The 21,409-nt window shown below is 69.4% G+C and carries 20 protein-coding genes; all 20 read right to left on the reverse strand.

Annotated features, from left to right (window positions below; all coding sequences use genetic code 11):
• Nucleotides 1–8: 8 nt before the first annotated feature.
• Nucleotides 9–1,109: a 3-ketosteroid-9-alpha-monooxygenase, oxygenase component gene (locus DN412_RS16575; RefSeq protein ID WP_115212623.1), complete on the reverse strand. Its 1,101-nt coding sequence runs from the start codon at nt 1,107–1,109 to the stop codon at nt 9–11.
• A 75-nt stretch (nt 1,110–1,184) separates the two neighbouring features.
• Entirely contained in the window at nt 1,185–2,378 is a 1,194-nt protein-coding gene (locus DN412_RS16580; RefSeq protein ID WP_425267424.1) for an NADH:flavin oxidoreductase, read from the reverse strand.
• A 71-nt stretch (nt 2,379–2,449) separates the two neighbouring features.
• Nucleotides 2,450–4,894: an efflux RND transporter permease subunit gene (locus DN412_RS16585; protein WP_115212625.1), complete on the reverse strand. Its 2,445-nt coding sequence runs from the start codon at nt 4,892–4,894 to the stop codon at nt 2,450–2,452.
• A 38-nt stretch (nt 4,895–4,932) separates the two neighbouring features.
• Nucleotides 4,933–5,898, reverse strand: a complete 966-nt coding sequence (locus tag DN412_RS16590) for a WD40/YVTN/BNR-like repeat-containing protein (RefSeq protein ID WP_115212626.1) — start codon at nt 5,896–5,898, stop codon at nt 4,933–4,935.
• Between the two features lie 71 nt (nt 5,899–5,969).
• Entirely contained in the window at nt 5,970–7,172 is a 1,203-nt protein-coding gene (locus DN412_RS16595) for an acetyl-CoA C-acyltransferase (RefSeq protein ID WP_115212627.1), read from the reverse strand.
• A 13-nt stretch (nt 7,173–7,185) separates the two neighbouring features.
• Nucleotides 7,186–7,641, reverse strand: coding sequence for a MaoC family dehydratase (locus DN412_RS16600; protein ID WP_115212628.1), 456 nt, complete (start codon nt 7,639–7,641; stop codon nt 7,186–7,188).
• Nucleotides 7,642–7,681: 40 nt separating this feature from the next.
• Nucleotides 7,682–8,485, reverse strand: a complete 804-nt coding sequence (locus tag DN412_RS16605; protein ID WP_115212629.1) for an SDR family oxidoreductase — start codon at nt 8,483–8,485, stop codon at nt 7,682–7,684.
• Complete coding sequence (locus tag DN412_RS16610; RefSeq protein WP_115212630.1) at nt 8,482–9,693, reverse strand: acyl-CoA dehydrogenase family protein; 1,212 nt, start codon at nt 9,691–9,693, stop codon at nt 8,482–8,484. Before DN412_RS16610 ends, DN412_RS16605 begins: the two co-directional genes overlap by 4 nt.
• Nucleotides 9,690–10,853: an acyl-CoA dehydrogenase family protein gene (locus DN412_RS16615; RefSeq protein WP_115212631.1), complete on the reverse strand. Its 1,164-nt coding sequence runs from the start codon at nt 10,851–10,853 to the stop codon at nt 9,690–9,692. The genes DN412_RS16610 and DN412_RS16615 overlap by 4 nt, the downstream gene beginning before the upstream one ends.
• 11 nt (nt 10,854–10,864) lie before the next feature.
• The gene (locus tag DN412_RS16620) at nt 10,865–11,740 is read right to left on the reverse strand and encodes an SDR family oxidoreductase (RefSeq protein ID WP_115212632.1); all 876 of its coding nucleotides are present in this window, start codon (nt 11,738–11,740) and stop codon (nt 10,865–10,867) included.
• A gap of 10 nt (nt 11,741–11,750) precedes the next feature.
• Nucleotides 11,751–12,902: an acetyl-CoA C-acetyltransferase gene (locus DN412_RS16625; protein WP_115212652.1), complete on the reverse strand. Its 1,152-nt coding sequence runs from the start codon at nt 12,900–12,902 to the stop codon at nt 11,751–11,753.
• A 20-nt stretch (nt 12,903–12,922) separates the two neighbouring features.
• Nucleotides 12,923–13,990: an acyl-CoA dehydrogenase family protein gene (locus DN412_RS16630; RefSeq protein WP_115212633.1), complete on the reverse strand. Its 1,068-nt coding sequence runs from the start codon at nt 13,988–13,990 to the stop codon at nt 12,923–12,925.
• A 20-nt stretch (nt 13,991–14,010) separates the two neighbouring features.
• Nucleotides 14,011–15,177, reverse strand: coding sequence for an acyl-CoA dehydrogenase family protein (locus tag DN412_RS16635; protein WP_115212634.1), 1,167 nt, complete (start codon nt 15,175–15,177; stop codon nt 14,011–14,013).
• On the reverse strand, nt 15,167–15,958 hold the full coding sequence (locus tag DN412_RS16640) for an enoyl-CoA hydratase family protein (RefSeq protein WP_115212653.1): 792 nt from the start codon (nt 15,956–15,958) through the stop codon (nt 15,167–15,169). Before DN412_RS16640 ends, DN412_RS16635 begins: the two co-directional genes overlap by 11 nt.
• Nucleotides 15,959–15,977: 19 nt before the next feature.
• Nucleotides 15,978–17,060: a nitronate monooxygenase gene (locus DN412_RS16645; protein ID WP_115212635.1), complete on the reverse strand. Its 1,083-nt coding sequence runs from the start codon at nt 17,058–17,060 to the stop codon at nt 15,978–15,980.
• Nucleotides 17,057–17,947: an enoyl-CoA hydratase gene (locus DN412_RS16650; RefSeq protein WP_115212636.1), complete on the reverse strand. Its 891-nt coding sequence runs from the start codon at nt 17,945–17,947 to the stop codon at nt 17,057–17,059. The genes DN412_RS16645 and DN412_RS16650 overlap by 4 nt, the downstream gene beginning before the upstream one ends.
• 7 nt (nt 17,948–17,954) lie before the next feature.
• Entirely contained in the window at nt 17,955–18,755 is an 801-nt protein-coding gene (locus DN412_RS16655) for a CoA-transferase subunit beta (protein ID WP_115212637.1), read from the reverse strand.
• A 23-nt stretch (nt 18,756–18,778) separates the two neighbouring features.
• Nucleotides 18,779–19,669 carry a CoA transferase subunit A gene (locus DN412_RS16660; protein WP_115212638.1) on the reverse strand — a complete coding sequence of 297 codons (891 nt, stop codon included), beginning with the start codon at nt 19,667–19,669 and terminating at the stop codon, nt 18,779–18,781.
• A 7-nt stretch (nt 19,670–19,676) separates the two neighbouring features.
• The gene (locus tag DN412_RS16665) at nt 19,677–20,573 is read right to left on the reverse strand and encodes a VOC family protein (RefSeq protein ID WP_115212639.1); all 897 of its coding nucleotides are present in this window, start codon (nt 20,571–20,573) and stop codon (nt 19,677–19,679) included.
• 106 nt (nt 20,574–20,679) lie between these two features.
• The gene (locus DN412_RS16670) at nt 20,680–21,396 is read right to left on the reverse strand and encodes an EthD domain-containing protein (RefSeq protein ID WP_115212640.1); all 717 of its coding nucleotides are present in this window, start codon (nt 21,394–21,396) and stop codon (nt 20,680–20,682) included.
• Nucleotides 21,397–21,409: the final 13 nt, after the last annotated feature.

The following is a 21,409-nucleotide window of genomic DNA, read 5'->3' on the forward strand; positions in this document are numbered from 1 at the left end:
GGTTTCCGTCAGGCCTCGAACACATGCCGCAGCGCCGGCGGCTCGATGCCGCCCGGGTTCAGCTCGACCACGCGCCGCGCCACGCTGGACGGCCGCACCTGTTCCACGTCCGTATAAAACTGCTGGTACCAGTCGCGCATCTGGTACATGGGCCCGTCGCCTTCGCACAGCAGCGGGTTGTCGATGCGTATCTTGCTGTCCCAGATCGCCACGTCCTCGTAGAAGGCCTGTTTGGCCTGCTCCACATAGGCTTGCGCCATGGCACGGTTCTGTTCGTCGGACAGCCCCGGGATCTTCTTCACCAGCACGCCGTAGCGCAGCACGAAGCTGTTGAGGTCGATCGGCACATGGCAGTTGAGCAGGATCGACTCGATGCGCTGGTCACCCATCTGGCCGCTCATGTCGGTAATGTGGTAAGCGGGCCCGAAATACGTCGACAGCGCAGTCAGGCGCGCATCACCCGACAGCCGGGCACTGCGCCCGATCATCAGCTGCGTGGCCTTGTGGTTTTCGAACAGGTTGGCAAAGTAATCCACCGGGGCGCCGTGGACCGTGCCGAAATGCGCCATGTCAGAGATGTTGTCGACCAGCTCGCGGCAGTTGGTGTTGATCACCATCTCGTCGATGGCCCAGTCCGACCACTCCGGCGAGAAGCAGGCTTCGATGCGCGGAATCGCCACCTCGGAAGGCGCCGGACGGCCTTCGGGATCGTGCCAGATGAAGAGCAGCCGATTCTGCTCGCTGGTCTGCCAGGCGCCGACACGTGCCTTGGGGGGCACGCGCTTGCAGTAGGGGATAGACTTGCAGCCGCCGTCGCCGCCCCACTGCCAGCCGTGGAACGGGCAGACCAGGTTGTCGCCCTGCACGGTGCCGGTACTGAGGTCGGCGCCCATGTGGGGGCAATAGCCGTCGATCACGCGAATGGCGCCGGTCGAGTCGGCAAAGGCCGCCAGCCGCTGTCCGAAGATGTTCAGGGTATGCGGCTTGCCGTCGCGGTAGGCGTCGGCCATGCCGAGGCAATGCCAGCCGCGCGCGTAGCGGGCCTCGGGCGGGCGTGATTCGATCTTGTAGCCGGTCTTGTAGCCAGTCTGGTTGCCGTCAGCGGTCATGGCGTCTGTCTCCTTGAATTCCCGTGGGAGCTTCAAGATAAGAGCGTCTGTCCGGCGGCTCATCGTCTCATCGGACTACTGCAGCGCGGCAATTTGTGTCAGCGCCGGATCATTGCCCGGGCCATGCACGCAACTGACGCCGGCCGGGTCGTAGATCCTGGCCACGCAGCCATTGCAGCTGTCGCAGGCCGAACGCGCCACCGCGCCGCTGCGCCAGTTGGCCACCAGCGCGGGATCGTGGATCAGCGCGCGCGCCAGCGCGACGCAGTCGAAGCCCTCTTCCATCAGCTGCGCCACGTTGCCGATCGATTTGACGCCGCCGATATAGGCCAGTGGCATGCGCACCGCCCGCCGCACCACGCGCGACGCCTCCAGGAAGTACAGCTCGCGAAAGGCCAGCTCGCGCGGCGTGCGCTTTTCCAGCATGGTGATGCCGAAGCGCGCCACCGCGGTCGGCGCGGCGGCCTTCATCTGCGCCGTGGGCATGTGGCTGCCGAACAGCGCCCACGGGCTCTCCACGTTGCGGCCACCGCTGAGGGTCAGCAGATCGGCCTCTTCCGCCTCCAGGATGCGCGCGGTCACGGCGGAATCCGCGGGTTCGTTACCGCCCGGGACGCCATCGCTGACGCTCAGCTTGCAGCAAACTGCCAGGTCGGCGCCGACGGCATCCTTCACCTGGCGCAGCACCGCGGCCGGAAAGCGCGTGCGGTTCTCCACGCTGCCGCCGAACGCATCGCGCCGCCGGTTGCTCAGCGGCGACAGGAACTGGTTGAGCAGGTAGCCATGCCCCATGTGGATTTCCACGGCGTCGAAGCCGGCTTCGCGTGCCAGCCGCGCCGCCGCGGCAAACTGGCCGGCAACGCGCGCCATGTCCGCTTCGCGCAGGGCACGCTGGAAATAGACGCCATGCAGCATGCCGAAGGCATTGAGCCCGGACGAAGCACTGCCCGGCGCGCGGCTGCCGCCGTGGCGCATGGTGGTGAACGACCCCGCATGGGTGATCTGCAGGCAGGCCGCCGCGCCTTCGCGATGCACGGCCTCGGTCAGCACGCGCAGGGGCGCAACCTGCTCCGGGCGCATGCTGAGCTGGTGCGAAAAGGTCAGGCCGTCGTCAGCCACCGCCGCATAAGCCACCGTGGTCATGCCCACCCCGCCCGCGGCAAGCTCGCGGTGGTGCCTGACCAGCGCCTGCGTCGGCAGGCCCTGCGGCGTCATGCCTTCGTTCGCGCCGGCCTTGATCAGGCGGTTGCGCAGCGTGAGCGGGCCGATGCGGACCGGCGTGAATGCCGCCGCTGCGGAAACCTGGCTATCGTGCATGCTGTCTCTCCGGGCCATCGGCCTTACACCACGTCGGATTTCAAGGCGTGCGCCGGCGGCACCGTCTCGCCGCGCGCGGCGGTACCGGCACCACCGGCACCAGCCACGCGGGCACGCTCTTCTTCCTCCACCCCCAGCCACGCAGCCAGCGCCGGCAGCAGCGATACCGCGCCGAACAGGTTCACCAGGAACATGAAGGCCAGCAGGATCCCCATGTCTGCCTGGAACTTGAGCGCGGCAAAGGCCCAGGTCCCCACGCCGATGCACATCGTCAGCGCCGTGAACAGCGCCGCCGAGCCGCGCTGGCGCATGGCCTCGGCAAAGGCCTGCGGCAGGGCCTGTCCTTCCTCGCGGATCTGGTGCTGGATGCGCTCGTACAGGTAGATGCCGTAGTCTACGCCAACGCCCACGCCAAGCGTGATGACCGGCAGCGTCGACACCTTCAGCCCGATGCCAAGGCGCGCCATCAGCGCATTGCACAGCACCGACACCAGCGTCAGCGGCACGATGATGCACAGCACCGCGCGCCACGAGCGGAACGTCAGCAGGCACAGCAGCGTGATCGCGCCGAAGATCGACAGCAGCATCGTCACTTCGGCTTCCTCGACCGCCTCATTGGTGGCCGCCATCACGCCGATATTGCCGCCCGCCAGGCGGAACGCCACGTTGGGCGTCTTGTCGGCGGCAGTGAAGCGGCGGATCTCGCGAATGATGTGGGCAATGGTCGCGCCTTCGTGATTGGCCGTGTAGATCAGCACCTGGATGGCCTGGCAGTTCGAGGTATTCATGCCGTTGTCCGGGTCGAACGCCTTGGCGCCCTGGCTCAGGCCCTCGCTGCTGCGGGGCAGCGCCTCCCAGCGCGGGTTGCCCTCGTTGTAGGCGCCGATCACCACCTTGGCCAGCGACGATACGCTCACCACCGACTGCACGCCGGACACGCCGCGCATATGCATCTCGAAGCGTTCGACCGCGCTCATCACCGGGTAGTGCAGGCAGCCGTCATCGAAGCCGGTGGGTTCCACCACGACGGTGAGCGCATCCGAGCCGATGTTGTACTGGCTCACCACGCTGGCGCTGTCGCGGTTATAGCGCGAATCCGCACGCAGCTCGGGCGCGCCGCTGCCGACATCGCCGATCTTCAGGCCGCGCGATTCGATGGCGCCGGCCGCCAGCAGCGCCAGCGCCGCCATGAACACCCCCAGCGCCGGTCCCGGGCGCGCCAGCGCGCCGAACTTCTGCCACAGCCCGCCGGCTCCTTGCGCGCGCCGGGCCTGCGCCGACGCCAGCGCCGAGGGCTCCAGCCGCGTGTACGACAGCAGGATCGGCAGGAACACCTTGTTGGTCACGATCATCAGCAGCACGCCCAGGCAGGCCGTGATCCCAAGCTCGCGCACGATGTCGATCTGGATCCGCATGATGACCATGAACCCCAGCGCGTTGGTCAGCAGCGCGACCGTGCCGGGAATGAACAGCTTGCGGAAGGCCGCGCTGGCGCTGTCCAGCGCGCTGTGTCCCTGCACCACCTCCTGCTTCCAGGCATTGGTCATCTGCACCGCGTGCGAGACCCCGATCGAGAAGATCAGGAACGGCACCAGGATCGACATCGGGTCGATGCCGTAGCCCAGCAGCGGCAGCAGGCCCAGCAGCCAGGCCACGGGCAGCAGCGCCACCACCAGCGACAGCAGCGTGATGCGCAGCGAGCGCGTGTACAGCCACAGCAGCAGTGCAGTCACGGCGAAGGCCAGCGCGAAAAAGCCCATCACGCCTGAGATGCCCTCTTCGACATCGCCCACCAGCTTGGCAAAGCCGACGATATTGACCTCGACATCGGTGCCGCTGAATTCGCCGCGAATCTTCTCCAGCTGGCGCGCGACCGAGCCGTAGTCGATGGTCTTGCCGGTGGCCGGATCGGTCTCGCGCAGCTCCGCGCGGATCAGGGCGGACCTGAGGTCATTGCTGACCAGCCGGCCGATCTGGCCGGAGCGCGCCACGTTGCGCCGCACCTTGTCGAGCTCCGCCGGCGTGGCGGAGAAGCGTCCCGGCACCACCACGTCGCCGCGAAAGCCCGCCTCGGTCACCTCGGTGTAGCGCACATTGGGCGTGAACAGCGAGAACACGCGCGAACGGTCCACACCGGGAATGAAGAACACTTCATCGGTGGCGCGGCGCAACTTGTCCATGAACGGCGCATTGTAGATATCGCCGTCGCCCTTCCAGCGCAGGCTTACCAGCACGGTATTGGCACCGGAGAAGGTGCTTGCGTACTTGGTGAACACCTGCATGTACGGGTGCTGCAGCGGGATCATCTTGTTGAAGCCGGGATCGAGCCGCAGCCGCGTGGCCGAGACGCCCAACGCGACGGTCACGGCCAGGCACAGCACCAGCAGCAGCCGGCGCCGGTGCATCAGCACACTGGCGCAGGCATCGACAAAGCGGCCCAGGCGGCCGGAGGATTGAGGGCGGTTCATGATCGTTCTCGCATTCGGTAAGCCAGGGTCAGGCAGGGTCAGCGGGTGTTGGCAGCGAGCGTGGCGGCGGCGATGCCGCCATTGCCGCCCAGCGCCAGCGTGTCCTTGCCGGCAGGGGCCAGCGCGGCCAGGGTCTGCGGGCTGCCGGCGGGCAATGCGGTGAAGTGGCGCCCGCCATCGGCGGACATCACCAGCGTGCCGCCTTGCCCGGCCAGCACGATGCGGCCATCGGGCAGCTCGGCGCCGCCGAAGAACGAAGTCTTGCGGCCGGTGTCGGCGGCCTGCCAGGTGGCGCCGAAGTCCTCGCTGCGCAAGGCGTTGCCGCGCATGCCGAAGGCCAGCCAGGCGCCGTCGCGCAGCGGCAGCAGACCATAGAGAGAGCCCTCGTACGGGGACTTCATCGCCTCCCAGCGGCCGCCGCCATCGGGCGAGCGCAGCACCAGGCCGGCTTCGCCCACCAGCATCAGGCGTCCCTGCGCATCGCCGGCAATGCCGTTGAGGTGGCGGTCCTGCATGGACTTGTCAGCGGCTTCTTCCCAGTGCCTGCCCTGGTCGCGCGAGACCAGGAAGCGGCCAAAGCTGCCAACCGCGAACCACGGCCCACCGGCCTGCGCCCAGGCGCCCAGCAGCGGGTCGGACGAGCGCGCGTCGAGCGCCACCTGCTGCCAGTGGGCACCGCCGTCTTCAGTGCGCAGGATCCAGCCGCCGTGGCCGACCGCCATGCCGTGGCGGCCGTCGGCGAAGGCCACCTGGGTCAGCGTGACACCTTGCGGCTGGTCCACGGCGGCCGTGCGCCAGTTGCGGCCCTGGTCATCGCTGAGCAGGATCTGGCCGCGCTCGCCCACTGCGACCAGCCGCTCCCCGGCGCGCGCAATGCCGTTGACCTGCAGGCCGTCCGGGCGCAGCGTCGTGGCCGCGAACGGCGGCAGCGGGCGCGGCGCGAAGGCCCATACTGCGGTGGCCAGCACGGCCAGCGACATGGCGACGCCGATCAGTCGTTTCATGATGTCTCCTCCGGTTGGAGTGATGGCAGGCAGCCTCGTTGCGGGCCGGTTCCTGCAGGAGCTGCTTGTGATTACAGAACGTCGAACAGCGCGGCGGCGCCCATGCCGCCGCCGATGCACATGGTCACCACCGCCTGCTGCACGCCGCGGCGCCGGCCTTCGATCAGCGCATGCGCGGCCATGCGCGCACCCGACATGCCGAACGGATGGCCGATCGAGATCGCGCCGCCGTTGACGTTCAGCCGCGCATCCGGAATCCCCAGCTTCTGCTGGCAATACAGCACCTGGCAGGCAAAGGCCTCGTTCAGCTCCCACAGGCCTACGTCGGCCACGGTCATGCCATGGCGCGCCAGTAGCTTCGGCACGGCGAACACCGGGCCGATCCCCATCTCGTCCGGCGCGCAGCCGGCCACCGCCATGCCGCGGTAGCGGCCCAGCGGGCGCAGGCCGCGGCGGCGCGCCTCATCGGCGCTCATCAGCAGCACCGCGGCGGCGCCGTCCGACAGCTGCGAGGCATTGCCGGCGGTGATATGTTCGCCAGCTGCCACCGCCTGCCCGCCGCTCCAGACAGGCTTGAGGGCCTCCAGGCTGCTGGCCGTGGTATCGGGCCGATTGCACTCGTCGTGCGCTAGCCGCACGGTCTCGTGGCCGGTCAGCGTGCCGGCCTTGTCGAACAGCGCGCGGCGCGTTTCCAGCGGCACGATCTCGTCATCGAAGGCGCCGCGCCGCTGCGCTTCGGCGGTGCGCTGCTGGCTGCGCCAGGCGTAGGCGTCCTGCTCGGCGCGGCTGATGCCGTAGCGGCGCGCCACTACCTCGGCGGTCTCGATCATCGCCATATAGGCCGCCGGCTGGTGCGCCAGCACCGCTTCGGACTGGGCGCGGTAGCTGTTCTTGTGTTTGTTCTGCGTCAGCGAGATCGACTCCGCGCCGCCGGCCACGATGATGTCCGCCTCGCCGCACTGGATCGCGCGAGCGCCCGCCGCGATCGTCATCAGGCCCGAACCGCACATGCGGTCCATGGTCATGCCGGGCACACTGTCCGGCAGGCCGGCCGCCACCGCGCACAGGCGGCCCAGGTTGTAGCCCTGGGTGCCCTGCTGCGCGGCCGCGCCGATCAGCACATCGTCCACCTCGGCCGGGTCCACCCCGGCGCGCTCCACTACCGCGCGCACCACGTGGCCTCCCAGCACGGGGGTCTCGGTATCGTTGAAGGCACCGCGGAAGGCCTTGCCGATCGGTGTGCGCGCGACGGCGACAATGACTGCTTCTTTCATGCTGGATTCCTGTTCAGAAGTAATAGCGGCTGATGGTCTCGGCCACGCAGGCCGGCTTGTCCCCGCCTTCGATTTCCACGGTCATGCGCACCACCGACTGCACGCCGCCCTGCAAGGTCTCGGCCCGCACCAGTTCCCCCACGCCGCGCACGCGCGCGCCCACGCGCACCGGCGCCGGGAAGCGCACCTTGTCGCAGCCGTAGTTGACGCCCCATTTCATGCCTTCGACCGTGACCAGCTCCGGCAGGAACTGGTTGACCAGCGCCAGCGTCAGGTAGCCGTGCGCAATGCAGGCGCCATACGGACCCTGCGCGGCGCGCTCCGGGTCCACGTGCAGCCACTGGTGGTCGCCGGTGGCATTGGCGAACTGGTTGACCTGCTCCTGGGTGATCCGCGTCCAGGCGCTTTCACCAAGGCGCTGGCCGACGGCGGCGTGGATGTCTTCGGCAGAACGGAAGATTCTTGGCATGTCTGGTTCCTGCGTTGTTCCCGGTCCCAACTGTTTCGCTTCAAGCCCGCTGGCTGCTCACCGGCAGCACCTCGCCCGTCATGTACGAGGCATAGTCGCTGGCCAGGAACACCATCACATTGGCTACCTCCCACACCTCGGCCGCGCGCCCGAACGCTTCGCGCTCGCTGAGCTGGCGCAGCAGGTCGGCCGGCGCCGACTTCTTCAGGAAGTCGTGCAGGGCAATGCTGGGCGCCACCGCATTGATGCGCACGCCGAATTCGGCGGCCTCCATCGCGCTGCAGCGCGTCAGCGCCATCACCCCGGCCTTGGCCGCGGCGTAGTGCGACTGCTCCTTCTGCGCGCGCCAGCCCAGCACCGAGGCGTTGTTGACGATGGCGCCGCGCCGGCGCGCCTGCATGTGCGGCAGCATCGCGCGCGTCATGCGGAAGGTGCCCGTGAGGGAAATATCGATCACGCGCGACCACTCGGCATCGTCCATATCAACTAGGCGGCGCGAGCCGCCCAGGCCGGCGTTGTTGATCAGCACGTCGGCGCCGCCAAGTGCTTCTTCGGCGGCGGCCACGAGCGCGCGCACCTGCGCTTCATCCGACACATCGCAAAGCTGGCCGTGGATCGCCTGCAGGCCGGTTTCCGCGCGCAGGCGCTCGACCGCTTCGTCCAGCCGCTTCTGGTGGATATCGGAGATCATCAGCGCGCGGCAGCCCTCCTCAGCGCAGCGGCGCGCGGCCGCAAAGCCGATGCCGGCGCCGGCCGCGGCGGTGATAAGCACGCTCTTGCCGGCGAGCAGTTGATGGCCCGGCACATAGGCCGGGGCGCTGGGGATTTCGGTGTTCAGGGTCATGACTGTCCTCGGGCTTCGCGCGGCATGCCGAGGCCGCGTTCGGCGATGATGTTGAGCTGGATTTCGTTGGTGCCGGCGTAGATGGTGTCGGCGCGCGAGAACAGCGCCATCTGCTGCAGCCGCGTGCGGCGCGTGTCGCCCGTCTCGCCGGCGTCGAGCACATTGGCCAGCGGGCCCAGCACGTCCAGCGCCAGCTGGCCCAGGTCGCGGTGCCAGTTGGACCAGTAGTACTTGTAGATCAGCGCCTCGCGCTGCAGCGCGGTGCCACCATCCTGGCCCGCCTGCGCCGCCCCCGCCAGCATGCGCAACGCATTGGCGCGCATCACGCGCAGGCCCGCCCAGGCGCGCGCAATGCGCTGGCGCACCAGCGCGTCGCGGCTGCTGCCGTTGTCGCGCGCCGCCTGCGCCACCCATTCCAGTTCATGCGTGAACTGCATCTGCTGGCCCAGCGTGGAGATGCCGCGCTCGAAGCCCAGCAGCGCCATGGCGATGCGCCAGCCATCGCCGGGCGCGCCCAGCACGTCGGCAGCGGCGGCACGCGCGCCGTCGAAGAACACCTCATTGAATTCGGCGCCGCCGCCCATCTGCCGGATCGGGCGGATCTCGATGCCGGGCTGATCCAGCGGCAGCATCAGGAAGATCAAGCCCTTGCTGCCGCGCGAGCCAGGCTCGCAGCGCGCCAGCACGAAGATCCAGTCCGAATCGTGCGCAAGCGAGGTCCACACCTTCTGGCCGCTCACCAGCCAGTCGCCGCTGGCCGCATCGCGCTCCGCACGCGTGCGCACATTGGCCAGGTCCGAGCCCGCGCCCGGCTCCGAATACCCCTGGCACCAGAACGTGGTGCCATTGAGGATGCCGGGCAGCAGGCGCGCCTTCTGGTCCTCGGTGCCGAAGGCGACCAGGGTGGGGCCGATCAGCCCTTCACCGATATGGCCCATGCGGCCCGGGCCGCCGGCCCGCGCATATTCCTCATGGAAGATCACCTGCTGCATGACCGGCAACTCGCGCCCGCCATGCGCGCGCGGCCAGCCCAGGCCGGTCCAGCCGCCTTCGGCCAGCCGGCGCTCCCACGCCTTGCGCAGTTCGGGATAGGCCTCTTCGTCGCCGGGGCCGCCGCGGTGCTTCAGGCAGGCGAACTCGCCGGCCAGGTTGGCGTCCATCCACTGCGCCACCTCGGCGCGGAATGCCGCCTCTTGATTCGCTGTCATGCTGTCCTCCAGGCGTGGGGGCCGTTTGCCGCGAGGTACGCCAGCGCTGCGCCGGCACCGCCCAGCCAGTGGCTGGCGGCCTGCGCGCGCTTGAAATAGAGCTGGGGGTCGTATTCCCAGGTGAAGCCGACGCCGCCATGCAGCTGGATGGCCTCCTGCGCGCTGAAGCGCAGCGCGTCGTCGGCGGCCACGGAGGCGGCGGCGATGTCGAGACGGATGTCGGCCACGTCCATGACATCGCCCGATTCCCACGCCTGCGCCGCGCCATACACTGCCGAGCGCGCCGCCTCGACCAGCACCATCATCTGCGCGCAGCGGTGCTTGACCGCCTGGAACGAGGCGATGGCGCGGCCGAACTGGATCCGTTCCGACGCATGGGCCACGGTCAGGTCCAGGCATTGCTGGGCCGCGCCAAGCTGCTCGGCCGCCAGCATCAGTTTGCCGTGCCACCAGGCCTGTGCCAGGCCCAGCGCCGCCGCGTCCGCGCGCGCCAGGCAGACACTGGCGGGCACGGGCAGCCCGTCCAGCCGCAGCGCGGCCAGCGGCCGCGTGCGGTCGAGCGTATCGAGTGGCTCCAGCTGGAAGCGCGCGTCCTGCGCCAGCGCGGCGGGTTCCAGCAGGAACAGCGCCGGCACGCCGTCATCGAGCCGGACCGGCACCATCAGCCAGTCGGCGCCGACGGCATCGGCCACCTGGGCGGCGTAGCCCCACAGCACGAAGCCATCCGTGCTTGCCTGCGCGCTGATCGCGACGCCGTCGTACTGCCAGCCGCCATCGTCCGGCAGCGCCGCGGCGGCACGAAGCTCGCCACAGGCCAGCCGTTCCAGCCACTGCGCGCTGCCGCGCGGGCCCAGGCTGGCCTGCAGCCACGGCGCGGCCACGCATACGGCGGACCAGAACGGCACGCAGGCCAGGCGCTGACCCAGTTGTTCCTGCAGCAGCGCCAGGCCGAGCGCGCCAAGTCCGGCACCGCCCACGGCTTCGGGCAGTGCGATGCCGCACCAGCCAAGTTCGCCCGCGACCGCGCGCCACAGCGCTTCATCGTGAGCGGGGCCCGCCTCGGTCACACGCCGCACCGCCGCCGAATCGCTGTGCGTGGCGAGGTAGTCGCGCGCGCTGTCGCGGATCATCTGCTGTTCGACGCTAAGGGAAAAGTCCATGGCCGTCGCGCTCAGCTGCCGTAGACCGGCTGGGGCGGCTGCGCCTGCGCCAGCAGTTCCGCCACGGCTGCGCCCAGTTCGGCCGGCTGCCAGCGCGATCCCTTGTCGGTCTTCGGTCCGGTGCGCCAGCCGTCGGCCACCGAGACCATGCCGCCGGCCGCTTCGAACATGCGCCCGTTGACATGCGCGGAGCCGGCACTGCCCAGCCATACCACCAGCGGCGCGACGTTGGCCGGGTCGTAGTAATCGAAACCGTCGGCCGGCGCCCGCATCATGTCGGCGAACACGTCCTCGGTCATACCGGTGCGCGCCGCCGGCGCCAGCGCATTGGCGGTGATGCCATAGCGGCCCAGCTCGGCGGCCTGCACCAGCGTGAGCGCGGCAATGCCGGCCTTGGCGGTGGCGTAGTTGGACTGCCCGACCGAACCCTGCAGGCCCGCGCCGGAGCTGGTGTTGATAATGCGCGCGTCAACGGCGCGGCCAGCCTTGGCGGCATCGCGCCAGCGCCGCGCCAGCAGGTTGGCCAGGCAGAAGTGGCCGCGCAGGTGCACGCGCATGACATCGTCCCAGTCCGCTTCGGTCAGGCTGACGAACATGCGGTCGCGGCAGATGCCGGCATTGTTGACCAGCACGTGAACCTCGCCGAAGGCCTCGACCGCGGCATCAACGATGCGCTGCGCGGTGGCCAGTTGCGTAATGTCGTCGTCGCTGGCCAGCGCACTGCCGCCGGCCGCGCGGATCTCCGCGCAGACCGCCTCGGCCGCCTCGCGCCGGATGTCGTTGACGACCACGTTGGCGCCCTCGGCGGCAAAGGCCAGCGCATAGGCGCGGCCCAGCCCGCCGCCGGCGCCGGTGATGATGACGGTGCGTGCGTCGCAGATTCCCATGGCGCTCTCCTTACAGCCGTTCAATGATGGTGACGTTGGCCAGGCCGCCGCCTTCGCACATGGTCTGCAGGCCGTAGCGGCCGCCGGTGCGTTCCAGTTCGTGCAGCAGCGTGGTCATCAGGCGCGCGCCGGTGGCGCCCAGCGGGTGGCCCAGGGCGATGGCGCCGCCGTTGGGGTTGGTGCGCTCGGGGGAATAGCCAGTCTCGGCCAGCCATGCCATCGCCACGGAAGCGAACGCTTCATTGATCTCGACCACGTCGATATCGGCCAGGCGCAGGCCGCTGCGCTCCAGTGCGCGTTTGGTGGCCGGGATCGGCGCGGTCAGCATCCATAGCGGGTCGTCTCCCAGCACGCTCATATGCGCAATGCGCGCGCGCGGCGTGAGCTGATAGCGCCTGAGCGCGTCTTCGGAAACGATCAGCAGCGCGGCGGCGGCATCGGCGGTCTGGCTGGACACCGCGGCAGTCAGCGCACCGCCGGGCATCAGCGGCTCCAGCGCGGCCATCCTGGCCAGCGTGGTATCCGGGCGCGGCGTCTCGTCATGGATCACGCCTTCGCACGGCACGATCTCCCGCGCGAAGCGGCCGTCCTCCTTTGCCGCCGCGGCGCGCTGGTGGCTTGCCAGCGCATAGGCCTCCATGGACTCGCGCGACAGCTTCCAGTGATCGGCAATGCGCTGCGCGGCATGGAACTGCGACACCGGCGCATCGCCAAAGCGTGCCTGCCAGCCCTTGCTGCCCGAGAACGGGTCGGCGAACCCCAGCGCCTGCCCGGCCAGCATGGCCGACGAGATCGGGATCTGCGTCATGGTCTGCACGCCGCCGGCGATCACCACGTCCTGCGTGCCGCTCATCACCGCTTGCGCGGCAAAGTGCACGGCCTGCTGCGAGGAGCCGCACTGGCGGTCCACGGTCACGCCCGGCACCGTCAGCGGCAGGCCGGCGGCCAGCCACGCGCTGCGGGCGATATTGCCGGCCAGCGGGCCGATGGTGTCGACGCAGCCGAACACCACGTCGTCATAGTCCTCGGCAGGAATGCCGTTGCGGCGCACCAGTTCGGCCAGCACGAAGCCGCCCAGGTCGGCGCCGTGCATGTGCGACAGTCCGCCCTTGCGGCGCCCGGTGGGCGTGCGCAGCGCGTCAACGATATAGGCGTCTTTCATGGTCATTGGTCTCTTTGGATTCAGGCGAAGGTGGCGCCGGCGCCGATGTCATGCGCGCCGTCCAGGATGTGCGCGCCCATGCGCGCCTTGTGGAAGGCCCGGTCGCCCCAGCTTCCCGCCAGGGCCCAGGCGCGCTTGGTGAAGATCTGCAGGTCCAGCTCCCAGGTGTAGCCCATCGCGCCATGCACCTGGATGGCCTGGCGCGCCGCGCTCCACGCGCAGCGCGCGGCGGCCACGCGGGCGTGGGAGACATGCAGGCCCGCATCGGGCAGGCCATGCGCCAGCGCGGCGGCGGCGCGCAGCAGCACCGGCCGGGCGAATTCAAGCTGGATCGCCACGTCGGCCAGCAGGTGCTTGACCGCCTGGTAGGCGCCGATGGCCTTGCCGAACTGCTTGCGCTGCGCGCCGTAGTCGATCGCCAGGTCCAGCATGCGCTGCGTCAGGCCCAGTTGCTGCGCGGCCACGCCGAGCGCGCCACGGTTCAGCGCGCTGTCCCACAGGTCGCTGCCGGCAGGAATCAGCTCGGTAGCCGCGGCCGGCGTCCACGCCAGTTCGAACAGGCGGCGCGAAGGATCGAGCCCGGTGCGCGCCGTCAGCGCGGCCTGGTCGGGCCGCAGCAGGTGCACGGCGCCTTCGTGCGCGCACAGGATGGCGTCGGCGACATGGGCGTCGGCGACCAGCCGCTCTTGCGGATGTGCCACCGCCACGCGGGCTTCGCCGGCGGCGATGCGCTCCAGCAGCGTTGCGCAGCGCTCGCGCACCGAGACGTTCGGCACCGCCGCGAGCGCATCGCGCAGCAGCCCCACCGCCACCAGCGCGGTGTCGAGCAAAGGTTCGGGCAGCGCAAAGTAGCCGCAGGCCTGCGCCAGCGGTGCCCATTCGACCTCGCCCAGCCCCAGCCCGCCCTGCTCCTGCGGCACCATCACCGCGGTCAGCCCCTGGTCGGCAAGCTGGCGCCACAGCGCGTCGGAGCGGCCAGATTCAGTGGCCCACAGTTCGCGCGTCAGTTCGGGCGTCATCTCGGTCATCAGGAAGCGCCGGATCGCCTCGGCGAACTGTTCCTGCTCTTCGGTCAATGCGAAATCCATGGTGTTTTCCCCGGGTGCCGTCATGCGCGCGGCATGCCGAGCAGGCGCTCGGCGACGATGTTGCGCTGGATCTCGTTGGTGCCGGCATAGATCGGCCCGGCCTGCGAGAACAGGAAGCCGTCCAGCCAGTGGCCGAGCGAGCCCGGCGGCTGGCCGGCGGGCGCGATTTCGGCTGCCTGGCCGAGGATGGCCAGCGCGGTATCGTGCATATGGATGTCCAGCTCAGACCAGAACACCTTGTTCGTGCTCGACTCCGCGCCGATATGGCCGCCGCGCACCAGGCGGCTCGCGGTGGCGTAGGTGGACAGCGTGTAGGCCTCGGCGTCCATCCAGGCGCGCAGCACCGCCTCGCGCAGCGAGGGGTCGCGGTCCGCCGCCTCGCGGTTGGCCTGGTACAGCCTGACCAGCGCGCGGGCGGTTTCCTGGAAGCGCGCCGGCGAGCGCAACATCAGGCCGCGCTCGAAGCCGGCGGTGGCCATGGCCACCTGCCAGCCGGCGCCTTCAGCGGCCAGGCGGTTCTGCACCGGCACGCGCACGTCGTCGAAGAAGATCTCGGCAAAGCCGGTCTGGCCGTTGAGCTGGCGGATCGGGCGCACGGTGATGCCGGGCGTGTCCAGCGGCACCAGGACGAAAGTCAGCCCATGGTGGCGCGTCGAGGCCGGGTCGGTGCGGAACAGGCCGAACAGCCAGTCCGCCCACACCGCCCGCGTCGACCAGATCTTCTGGCCGTTGATCACATAGTCATCGCCCTGCCGGATCGCGCTGCAGCGGATCGCGGCCATGTCGGAGCCGGCATTCGGCTCGGACCAGCCCTGCGCCCAGATGTGCTCACCCGAGGCCATGCGCGGCAGGAAGCGCGCCTTCTGTGCCTCGGTGCCGAATTCCATCAGCGTGGGCCCGAGCAGGAAGATGCCGTTCTGGTTGACGCGCATCGGCGCGCCGGCACGCCAGTACTCTTCCTCGAAGATCAGCCACTCGATCAGGTCGCAGCCGCGCCCGCCCAGTTCGGCCGGCCACGTGACCATGCTCCAGCGGCCTTGGTTGAGCGTGGCTTCCCAGGCGCGATGCTGGGCAAAGCCCTCTTCGGTATCGAAGCTGGCCAGCGGCGTGCGCGGCACGTGCGCGGCCATCCAGTCGCGCACTTCGGCGCGGAAGGCGCGCTGGGCGCTGGTGTACTCAAGCTGCATCGCGTTCCCCCGGTGCAAAGCGGGCTTCGCGGCCTTCGACAAAGGCCGCGCGCGCCTCGCCGGAATCGGCGCTCATATAGGCCTGCAGCGTGAAGCCCTGCTCCCAGCGGTACTTGTCCTCGAGGTTGCCGTCTTCCACGCCGTTGAGCGCCTCCTTGGCCAGCTGCAGCATGGCCGGGCTCTTGGCAGCGATCTGGCCGGCCAGCGCCATGGCGGCGTCGCGCAATTCACTGCGCGGCACCACGCGCTCGACCGCGCCCAGGCGGTATGCCTCGGCGGCATCGATCATCTCGCCGGTGAAGTACATCGCCCTGACCTTCTGCACCCCGAACATGCGCTGCAGGTGGGCGCCGCCGCCCATGGCGCCGCGGTCGATCTCGGGCACGCCAAAGCGCGCGCAATCGGCGGCCACGATGATGTCGGCCGCACCGCAGATGCCGATGCCGCCGCCCAGCACGAAGCCGTGCACGGCCACGATGACCGGCTTGGGATTGCGGTGCACGGCGCGGAAGGTGGCGTAGTTGCCGGCGTTGACATCGACGATGCGCTGCGGGTGCGCGGCCAGCTCCTTGATATCGACGCCGGCGCAGAAGCCGCGGCCCTCGCCGCGCAGTACGATCACGCGCACCGCGGGATCGGTGCCCAGTTGGTCGATGGCTGCGGCCAGCGCATGCCAGCCGGCGTTGTCGAGCGCGTTGACGGGCGGATGGTCGATCACCAGTTCGGCGATGCCGTCGGCAATGTCGATGCGGAACGGCGCGGTCTTGTGGTTCATTTGCATGGTTTCCTCTGTCTGTGGATCAGGCCGCTGCAGCCAGTCCGGCGCCAGCCAGCGCCGCAAGCCGCGCCTGCGCCTGCGCGGCCATGCCGGCCACGATCTGCTCGCACGATTCGATGGCGCCGATCGCGGCGGCCGCCTGCCCGCTGGGCAGCACGCCGTCATCGGGGCATCCCTCCACCATCGCGCGCTGGATCAGCACCGGCGCGTTGGCGGCCATCAGGGTCTGGGCGGCGCTGTAGTCCTGCTCACGCATCGCGCGCCAGGCGGTGGCCAGCATCTGCGCGCTGCGCATGCCGGTACGCGCCTGCCATTTGCGCGCGGCCGCCAGCGCCAGCCAGGTGCGCCGCAGCGGACCGGCCTTCTCCAGCGCCAGCAGCAGGTCGTTGTCGATCATTCTCTGCGGCAGGCCGTCGATGGCCAGCGACACGCGGATCTGCGCCGGGTCGCGCACCTTGACGTAGCGCTCCAGCGTTGGCGCCGGCACCGGCGATTCGGCCGACATCAGGAAACGCGTGCCCATGGCCACGCCGGCCGCGCCGTAAGCCAGCGCCGCCGCCAGTCCGCGGCCGTCGTAGAAGCCGCCCGCCGCCACCACCGGCACGCTGACGCTGTCCAGCACCTGCGGCAGCAGCAGCGTGGTCGGCGTGCCGCCGGTATGGCCGCCGCCCTCGCCGCCCTGCACGGTGACCACGTCCGCGCCCAGTTCCACGGCCTTGGCCGCGTGCTTGGCCGCGCCGACGGTCGGCATGCAGACCACGCCGGCCGCCTTGAGCTTGCCGATCATCTTCGCGTCGGGACCGCGCCCATAGCTGACGGCGCGCAGGCGGTGGCGGATCGCCATCTCGATCACTTCGTCCGCGTTGGGCTGGAACATATGGAAGTTGATGCCGAAGGGTCGGTCGCTAAGCGCCTTCACGCGCAGGATCTCGCGCTCGACCTCGCCCGGCGGGATCGTCGCGCCGGCCAGGAAGCCAAACGCCCCGGCATTGCCGCTGGCCGCGACCAGCTTCGCGTCCGCCACCCAGCCCATCGCCGTCTGCACGATGGGGTAGCGGCAGCCCAGCAGGTCGCACAGCACGGTGTGCAGGCTCGCGGCGCTCATGCCTTGTCCTCGCTGCCGGTGCGTTGCGACGCGGCCATGGCGCGCGCGTCATAGCCGCCGAGCTTGTCGCCGCTGACCAGTTCGTTGTGCGCGTGGGCGAAGTGGTGCCAGGCAAAGACGGCATCCATCGCCGTGCGCTTGCCCTGCAGGTCCTCCACATGGTTGACCGCTTGCTTGGTCAGCGTCAGGCCCAGCCGCGGCATCTGCGCCACCTTGGCGGCCATGCCGTAGACGGTGTCTTCCAGCGCGTCGCGCGGCACCACGCGGTTGACCATGCCCATGCGCTCGGCGCGCTCGGCACCCATGCGCTCGCCCAGGAACAGGAATTCCTTGGCGATGCGCGGGTTCAGCTCGTAGGCATGCGCGAAGTACTCCACGCCCGGGATGCCCATGCGCACCACCGGATCGGCGAAGAACGCATCGTCCGACGCCACGATCAGATCGCACACCCAGGCCAGCATCAGCCCGCCGGCAATGCAGGCGCCGTGCACCATGGCAATGATCGGCTTGGGCAGTTCGCGCCAGCGGCGGCACATGCCCAGGTAGACCTCCTGCTCGCGGGCATAGAGGAACTCGCCGCCGGGCTTGTTGACGTGGTCATACCAGAGCGAGGCGCGCTCGAACGTTTCATTGATATCGCGCCCCGGCGTGCCGATGTCGTGCCCGGCCGAGAAATGCTTGCCGGCCCCGCGCAGCACGATCACCTTGACCGCATCGTCCGCGGCGGCGCGCCGGTAGGCCTCGTCCAGCGCGTAGGTCATCTTTGAGTTCTGCGCGTTGTGGAATTGCGGCCGGTTCATGGTCACGGTGGCGATGCCGTCCGCGACCTGGTAGAGCACTTCGGCATTGGGGCCAAGGCTGATGGCTTCGATAGCTGGCGTTGTCATGTCGGCCTCACACGCGTCCGGAAGGATTGCCGCGCACGATTGCCGCGCGCAGGTTGTGCGGATCAAGCTGGGCGATCAGCCGCAGCTCTTCCAGTGTCGGCGGCGCCGTCTCTGGCAAGGCCTCGCCCGGCGTGTTCGCCAGCGCAAAGCCCGTGGCCGTCTGCACTTGCTCCAGGCTCACGCCAGGGTGCAGCGAGCGCACGCGGATGGCATGGCCGGGGCCGCCAAAGTCCATCACGCACAGGTCGGTGACGATCACGCGCAGGTCAACGAAGCTGCGCATGCCCTCGAGCTGGCGGGCCGGGTTGTAGCCCGCGCTGCAGACCATGTCGACTTCACCGGCGACGAAGGCGCGTGTGCTGTGCCCCGGCACGAAGAACGAGTTGGCGTGATGGATGCTGTTGCCGGGAAAGCCGCGCGCGCCCAGCAACTGGGTCTTGGGCTGCGCATGGGTGCCGCCCAGGCAGGAGATATTGGCCTGGCCGAAGCGGTCGATCTGCGTCGGCATCACCAGCGCGTGGCGCCGCCCGCCCCACAGGCAGTCGAACACGCGCGAATAGCCCATCCAGCCGCTGGCGCGTACCTTGTAGCCGGGCTCGCGCGGGCCCAGCGGCACCGGCGTTTCCACCAGGTAGGCCTCGCCGTCGGTCAGCAACAGGCCCGGGTTGTGCGCAAGCCGCGCCAGGCCGGCGGCGATGCGCGGGCCAGTGCCGATGCCGGTGGCCAGCACCTCGCCGTCGTCGCGCCATTCGCGGGCGGCGGCGGCAATCATCAGCTCGGCGCGGGTGAATTCATAAGTGGCGCTCACGGTCGCTCCTTGGGTTGGCGGGTTCAAAGTACCGGCAGCGGCAGGTCATGCACGTGGCCAAGGCCGCCGATGCGCTCCAGGTAGGCCGCTTCGCTCGCGCCCACCACCTCGTCGCGGTAAGCGCGGAAGCCGTCGTCAGCCTCGGCGCCGGCGCAGTACGCCTTCAGCGCGGGCAGGTCCCAGCCGTAGGCCGGCGCACAGGAAGTGGGATGGGCGCCGCCGGGCACGTGCACCACGCCGCTCACCAGCGAGCGCTCGAAGGCGTTGTTGCGCGCGCGCGCCAGGTCCTCGTCCTCGAGGCGCGGGTGCAGCGTTTCGCAGCTCACATAGCAGCGGTGCGCGGCGCGTGCGAACCATTCATCGAAGAACGGATCGGGGCCATCGATGCGGGTGTTGCCGAGCACATCGCTCTCGTTCACGTGCAGCAGCGCCGCATCGAGCGCGATCGCCGGCATCGCCACCAGCACTTCGCCGTCGCCATAGGGCGAGCGCACTGTCTTCAGCTGGGGGTTTTTGTCCAGCACGTCGGTGCCCAGCGCGGCGCGCGTCGGCAGGAACGGCAGCCGCGCGGCCGCGGCGCGCAGGCCCAGTTGCAGCATGCCTTCGTCCAGCTCCGTCACCTCCAGCACGCCGCGCTCGCGCGCCTGGCGGAAATAGGGCTCAAGCGGAATCACGTCGAGCGAGACAAAGCCGAACACCAGCCGGCGCACCTTGCCGGCCGCGCACAGCATGCCCACCTCGGGGCCGCCATAGGCGACCACGGTCAGGTCCTTCAGCGGCGAGCGCAGGATCTCGCGCACCAGCGCCATCGGCTTGCGGCGCGGGCCCCAGCCGCCGATGCCGATGGTCATGCCATCGGCGAGCTGGCCGACCACGTCGGCCGCGCTCATGGTCTTGTCGATTGTCTTGGTCATGGTGTGTTTAGCGGTATCCGATGCTGAAGTCGTGGCCCCACAGGCTGACGCGCGTGGCCTCGTAGGCCGCGTGGTGGCTCCAGTCCACCACCAGCCCGCCGTGGCCGAACTCGAGGTCGAAGCCGCCGGGGGTCTTCATGTAGAAGGAAGTCATGCGGTCATTGCAGTGCTGGCCGAGCGTGGCGGAGAGCTTCACCCCGTGCTGCTGCACGCGGTCCAGCGCACGGCCCACCTCGGCCATGTCAGGCACCTCGGCCATCACGTGAATGCAGCCGGCTTCCGACGGCATCTCGAAAATCGCCAGGCTGTGGTGGCGGCCGTTGCCGCAATGCATGAAGTGGATGCGCTTCTCAGGCTCGGCGGGGTCGCTGGTGAAGCGCACGCGGAAGATGTCGGACAGGCCGAAACCCATCACCTCGCACAGGAAGGCATAGGTTTCATCGAAGGCCGGTGCGGGCAGCACGGCATGGCCCGCCCCCATCGGATCCGTGATGAAGCGCGGCACGCCCACCGGCGAGACAAAGCGCAGGAAGTCCGAACGCATGCCCCAGGAGATCTCGTGGCGGTTGCCGGAGGGATCGGCAAACCAGGCCATGGCCTGCACGCGGCGCTGTGCCAGCTCCGCGGCGCTGGCATGCACGACCTCCACATTGGCCTGGCGCAGCGTTTCAAGCGCATGGCGGTAGGCCGGCTCGTCGGCCAGCTCCCAGCCCGATGCCAGGTAGCGGTCGCGCGCGCCCGGCACCACCAGGTAGCGGTAGTCGCGTTCATCCATCTTCACGTACAGCGCACCGCCGGGCGCGCCGGAACAGGCCATGCCCAGCACCTGTTCGGCATAGTGCCGCCATTGCCCCAGGTCGGTGGACTCGACCACGATGTAGCCAAGCGCTCGGATATCCAACATGCCGGTCTCCTCAGGTTCGTTGCCACTGCTGGCTGATGGGACCCATTCTTCCGTGCGCTGCAGCCTGGCACATCGTCCAGTGGGACTAGCCGGTCCGGCGCAAGCGTCAAGCCGCTGCCGGGCGCACGATGTACTGGCTGGTGGGGACCACGTCGATCTTGTCGAAGTCGATGAAACGCTGGCAGCTTTCCATCATGGCCTGCAGGTTGCACCGGAACTTGTCTTCGTCGCCGGCCGCGCCGAAGAACGCCTGCGGGTCGGTCATCGCCGCATCGGGGAAGCACTCTTCGACGATTGCGTCGTAGTGCGGCGCGGCGTAGGTGAGCGGCCGCACCACCACGTTCTGCACGTAGAGGAAGTTGTCCTGGGTCTCGACCGCCACCTGTGTGTGGTGGTTGTGCCAGATGTCCAGCCAGGCCTGCGGCGTGAGCCGGGGCGGCCGGGTGAGGAAGGCAAGCTGCGCGAAGCCCGGCGTGCGTGCGCCCGGCGCGGCCCGGAAGCGTGTATTGCGGATGGGCTGGGACTCCGTCACAAGATAGCCGGCCATTCGGCCCACGGCGGCCTCGATGGCCTGGTCGAACGGCTGGCGCAGGCGGTCGATGGCGCTGTCCATCCAGACCGAGACCAGCCCTTCCATTTGCGGGCGGGTGTTCGTCTGGCGCAGGCCCGCGGCCGGCAACACGGCATCATCCGCCACGTTCACCTGCAGTCCGCGAGCGCCCAGCGCCGATAGCTTGTCCGCAAGCGTCGTGCGCAGCCGGCGCGCGAACTCCCCCGGCTCGGTCCGCGGATCGCGCCAGACGATATAGATGACTTTTTCCATGCTCCACGCTCCC

Source organism: Cupriavidus lacunae (genome assembly GCF_003353055.1).
Classification (GTDB): domain Bacteria; phylum Pseudomonadota; class Gammaproteobacteria; order Burkholderiales; family Burkholderiaceae; genus Cupriavidus; species Cupriavidus lacunae.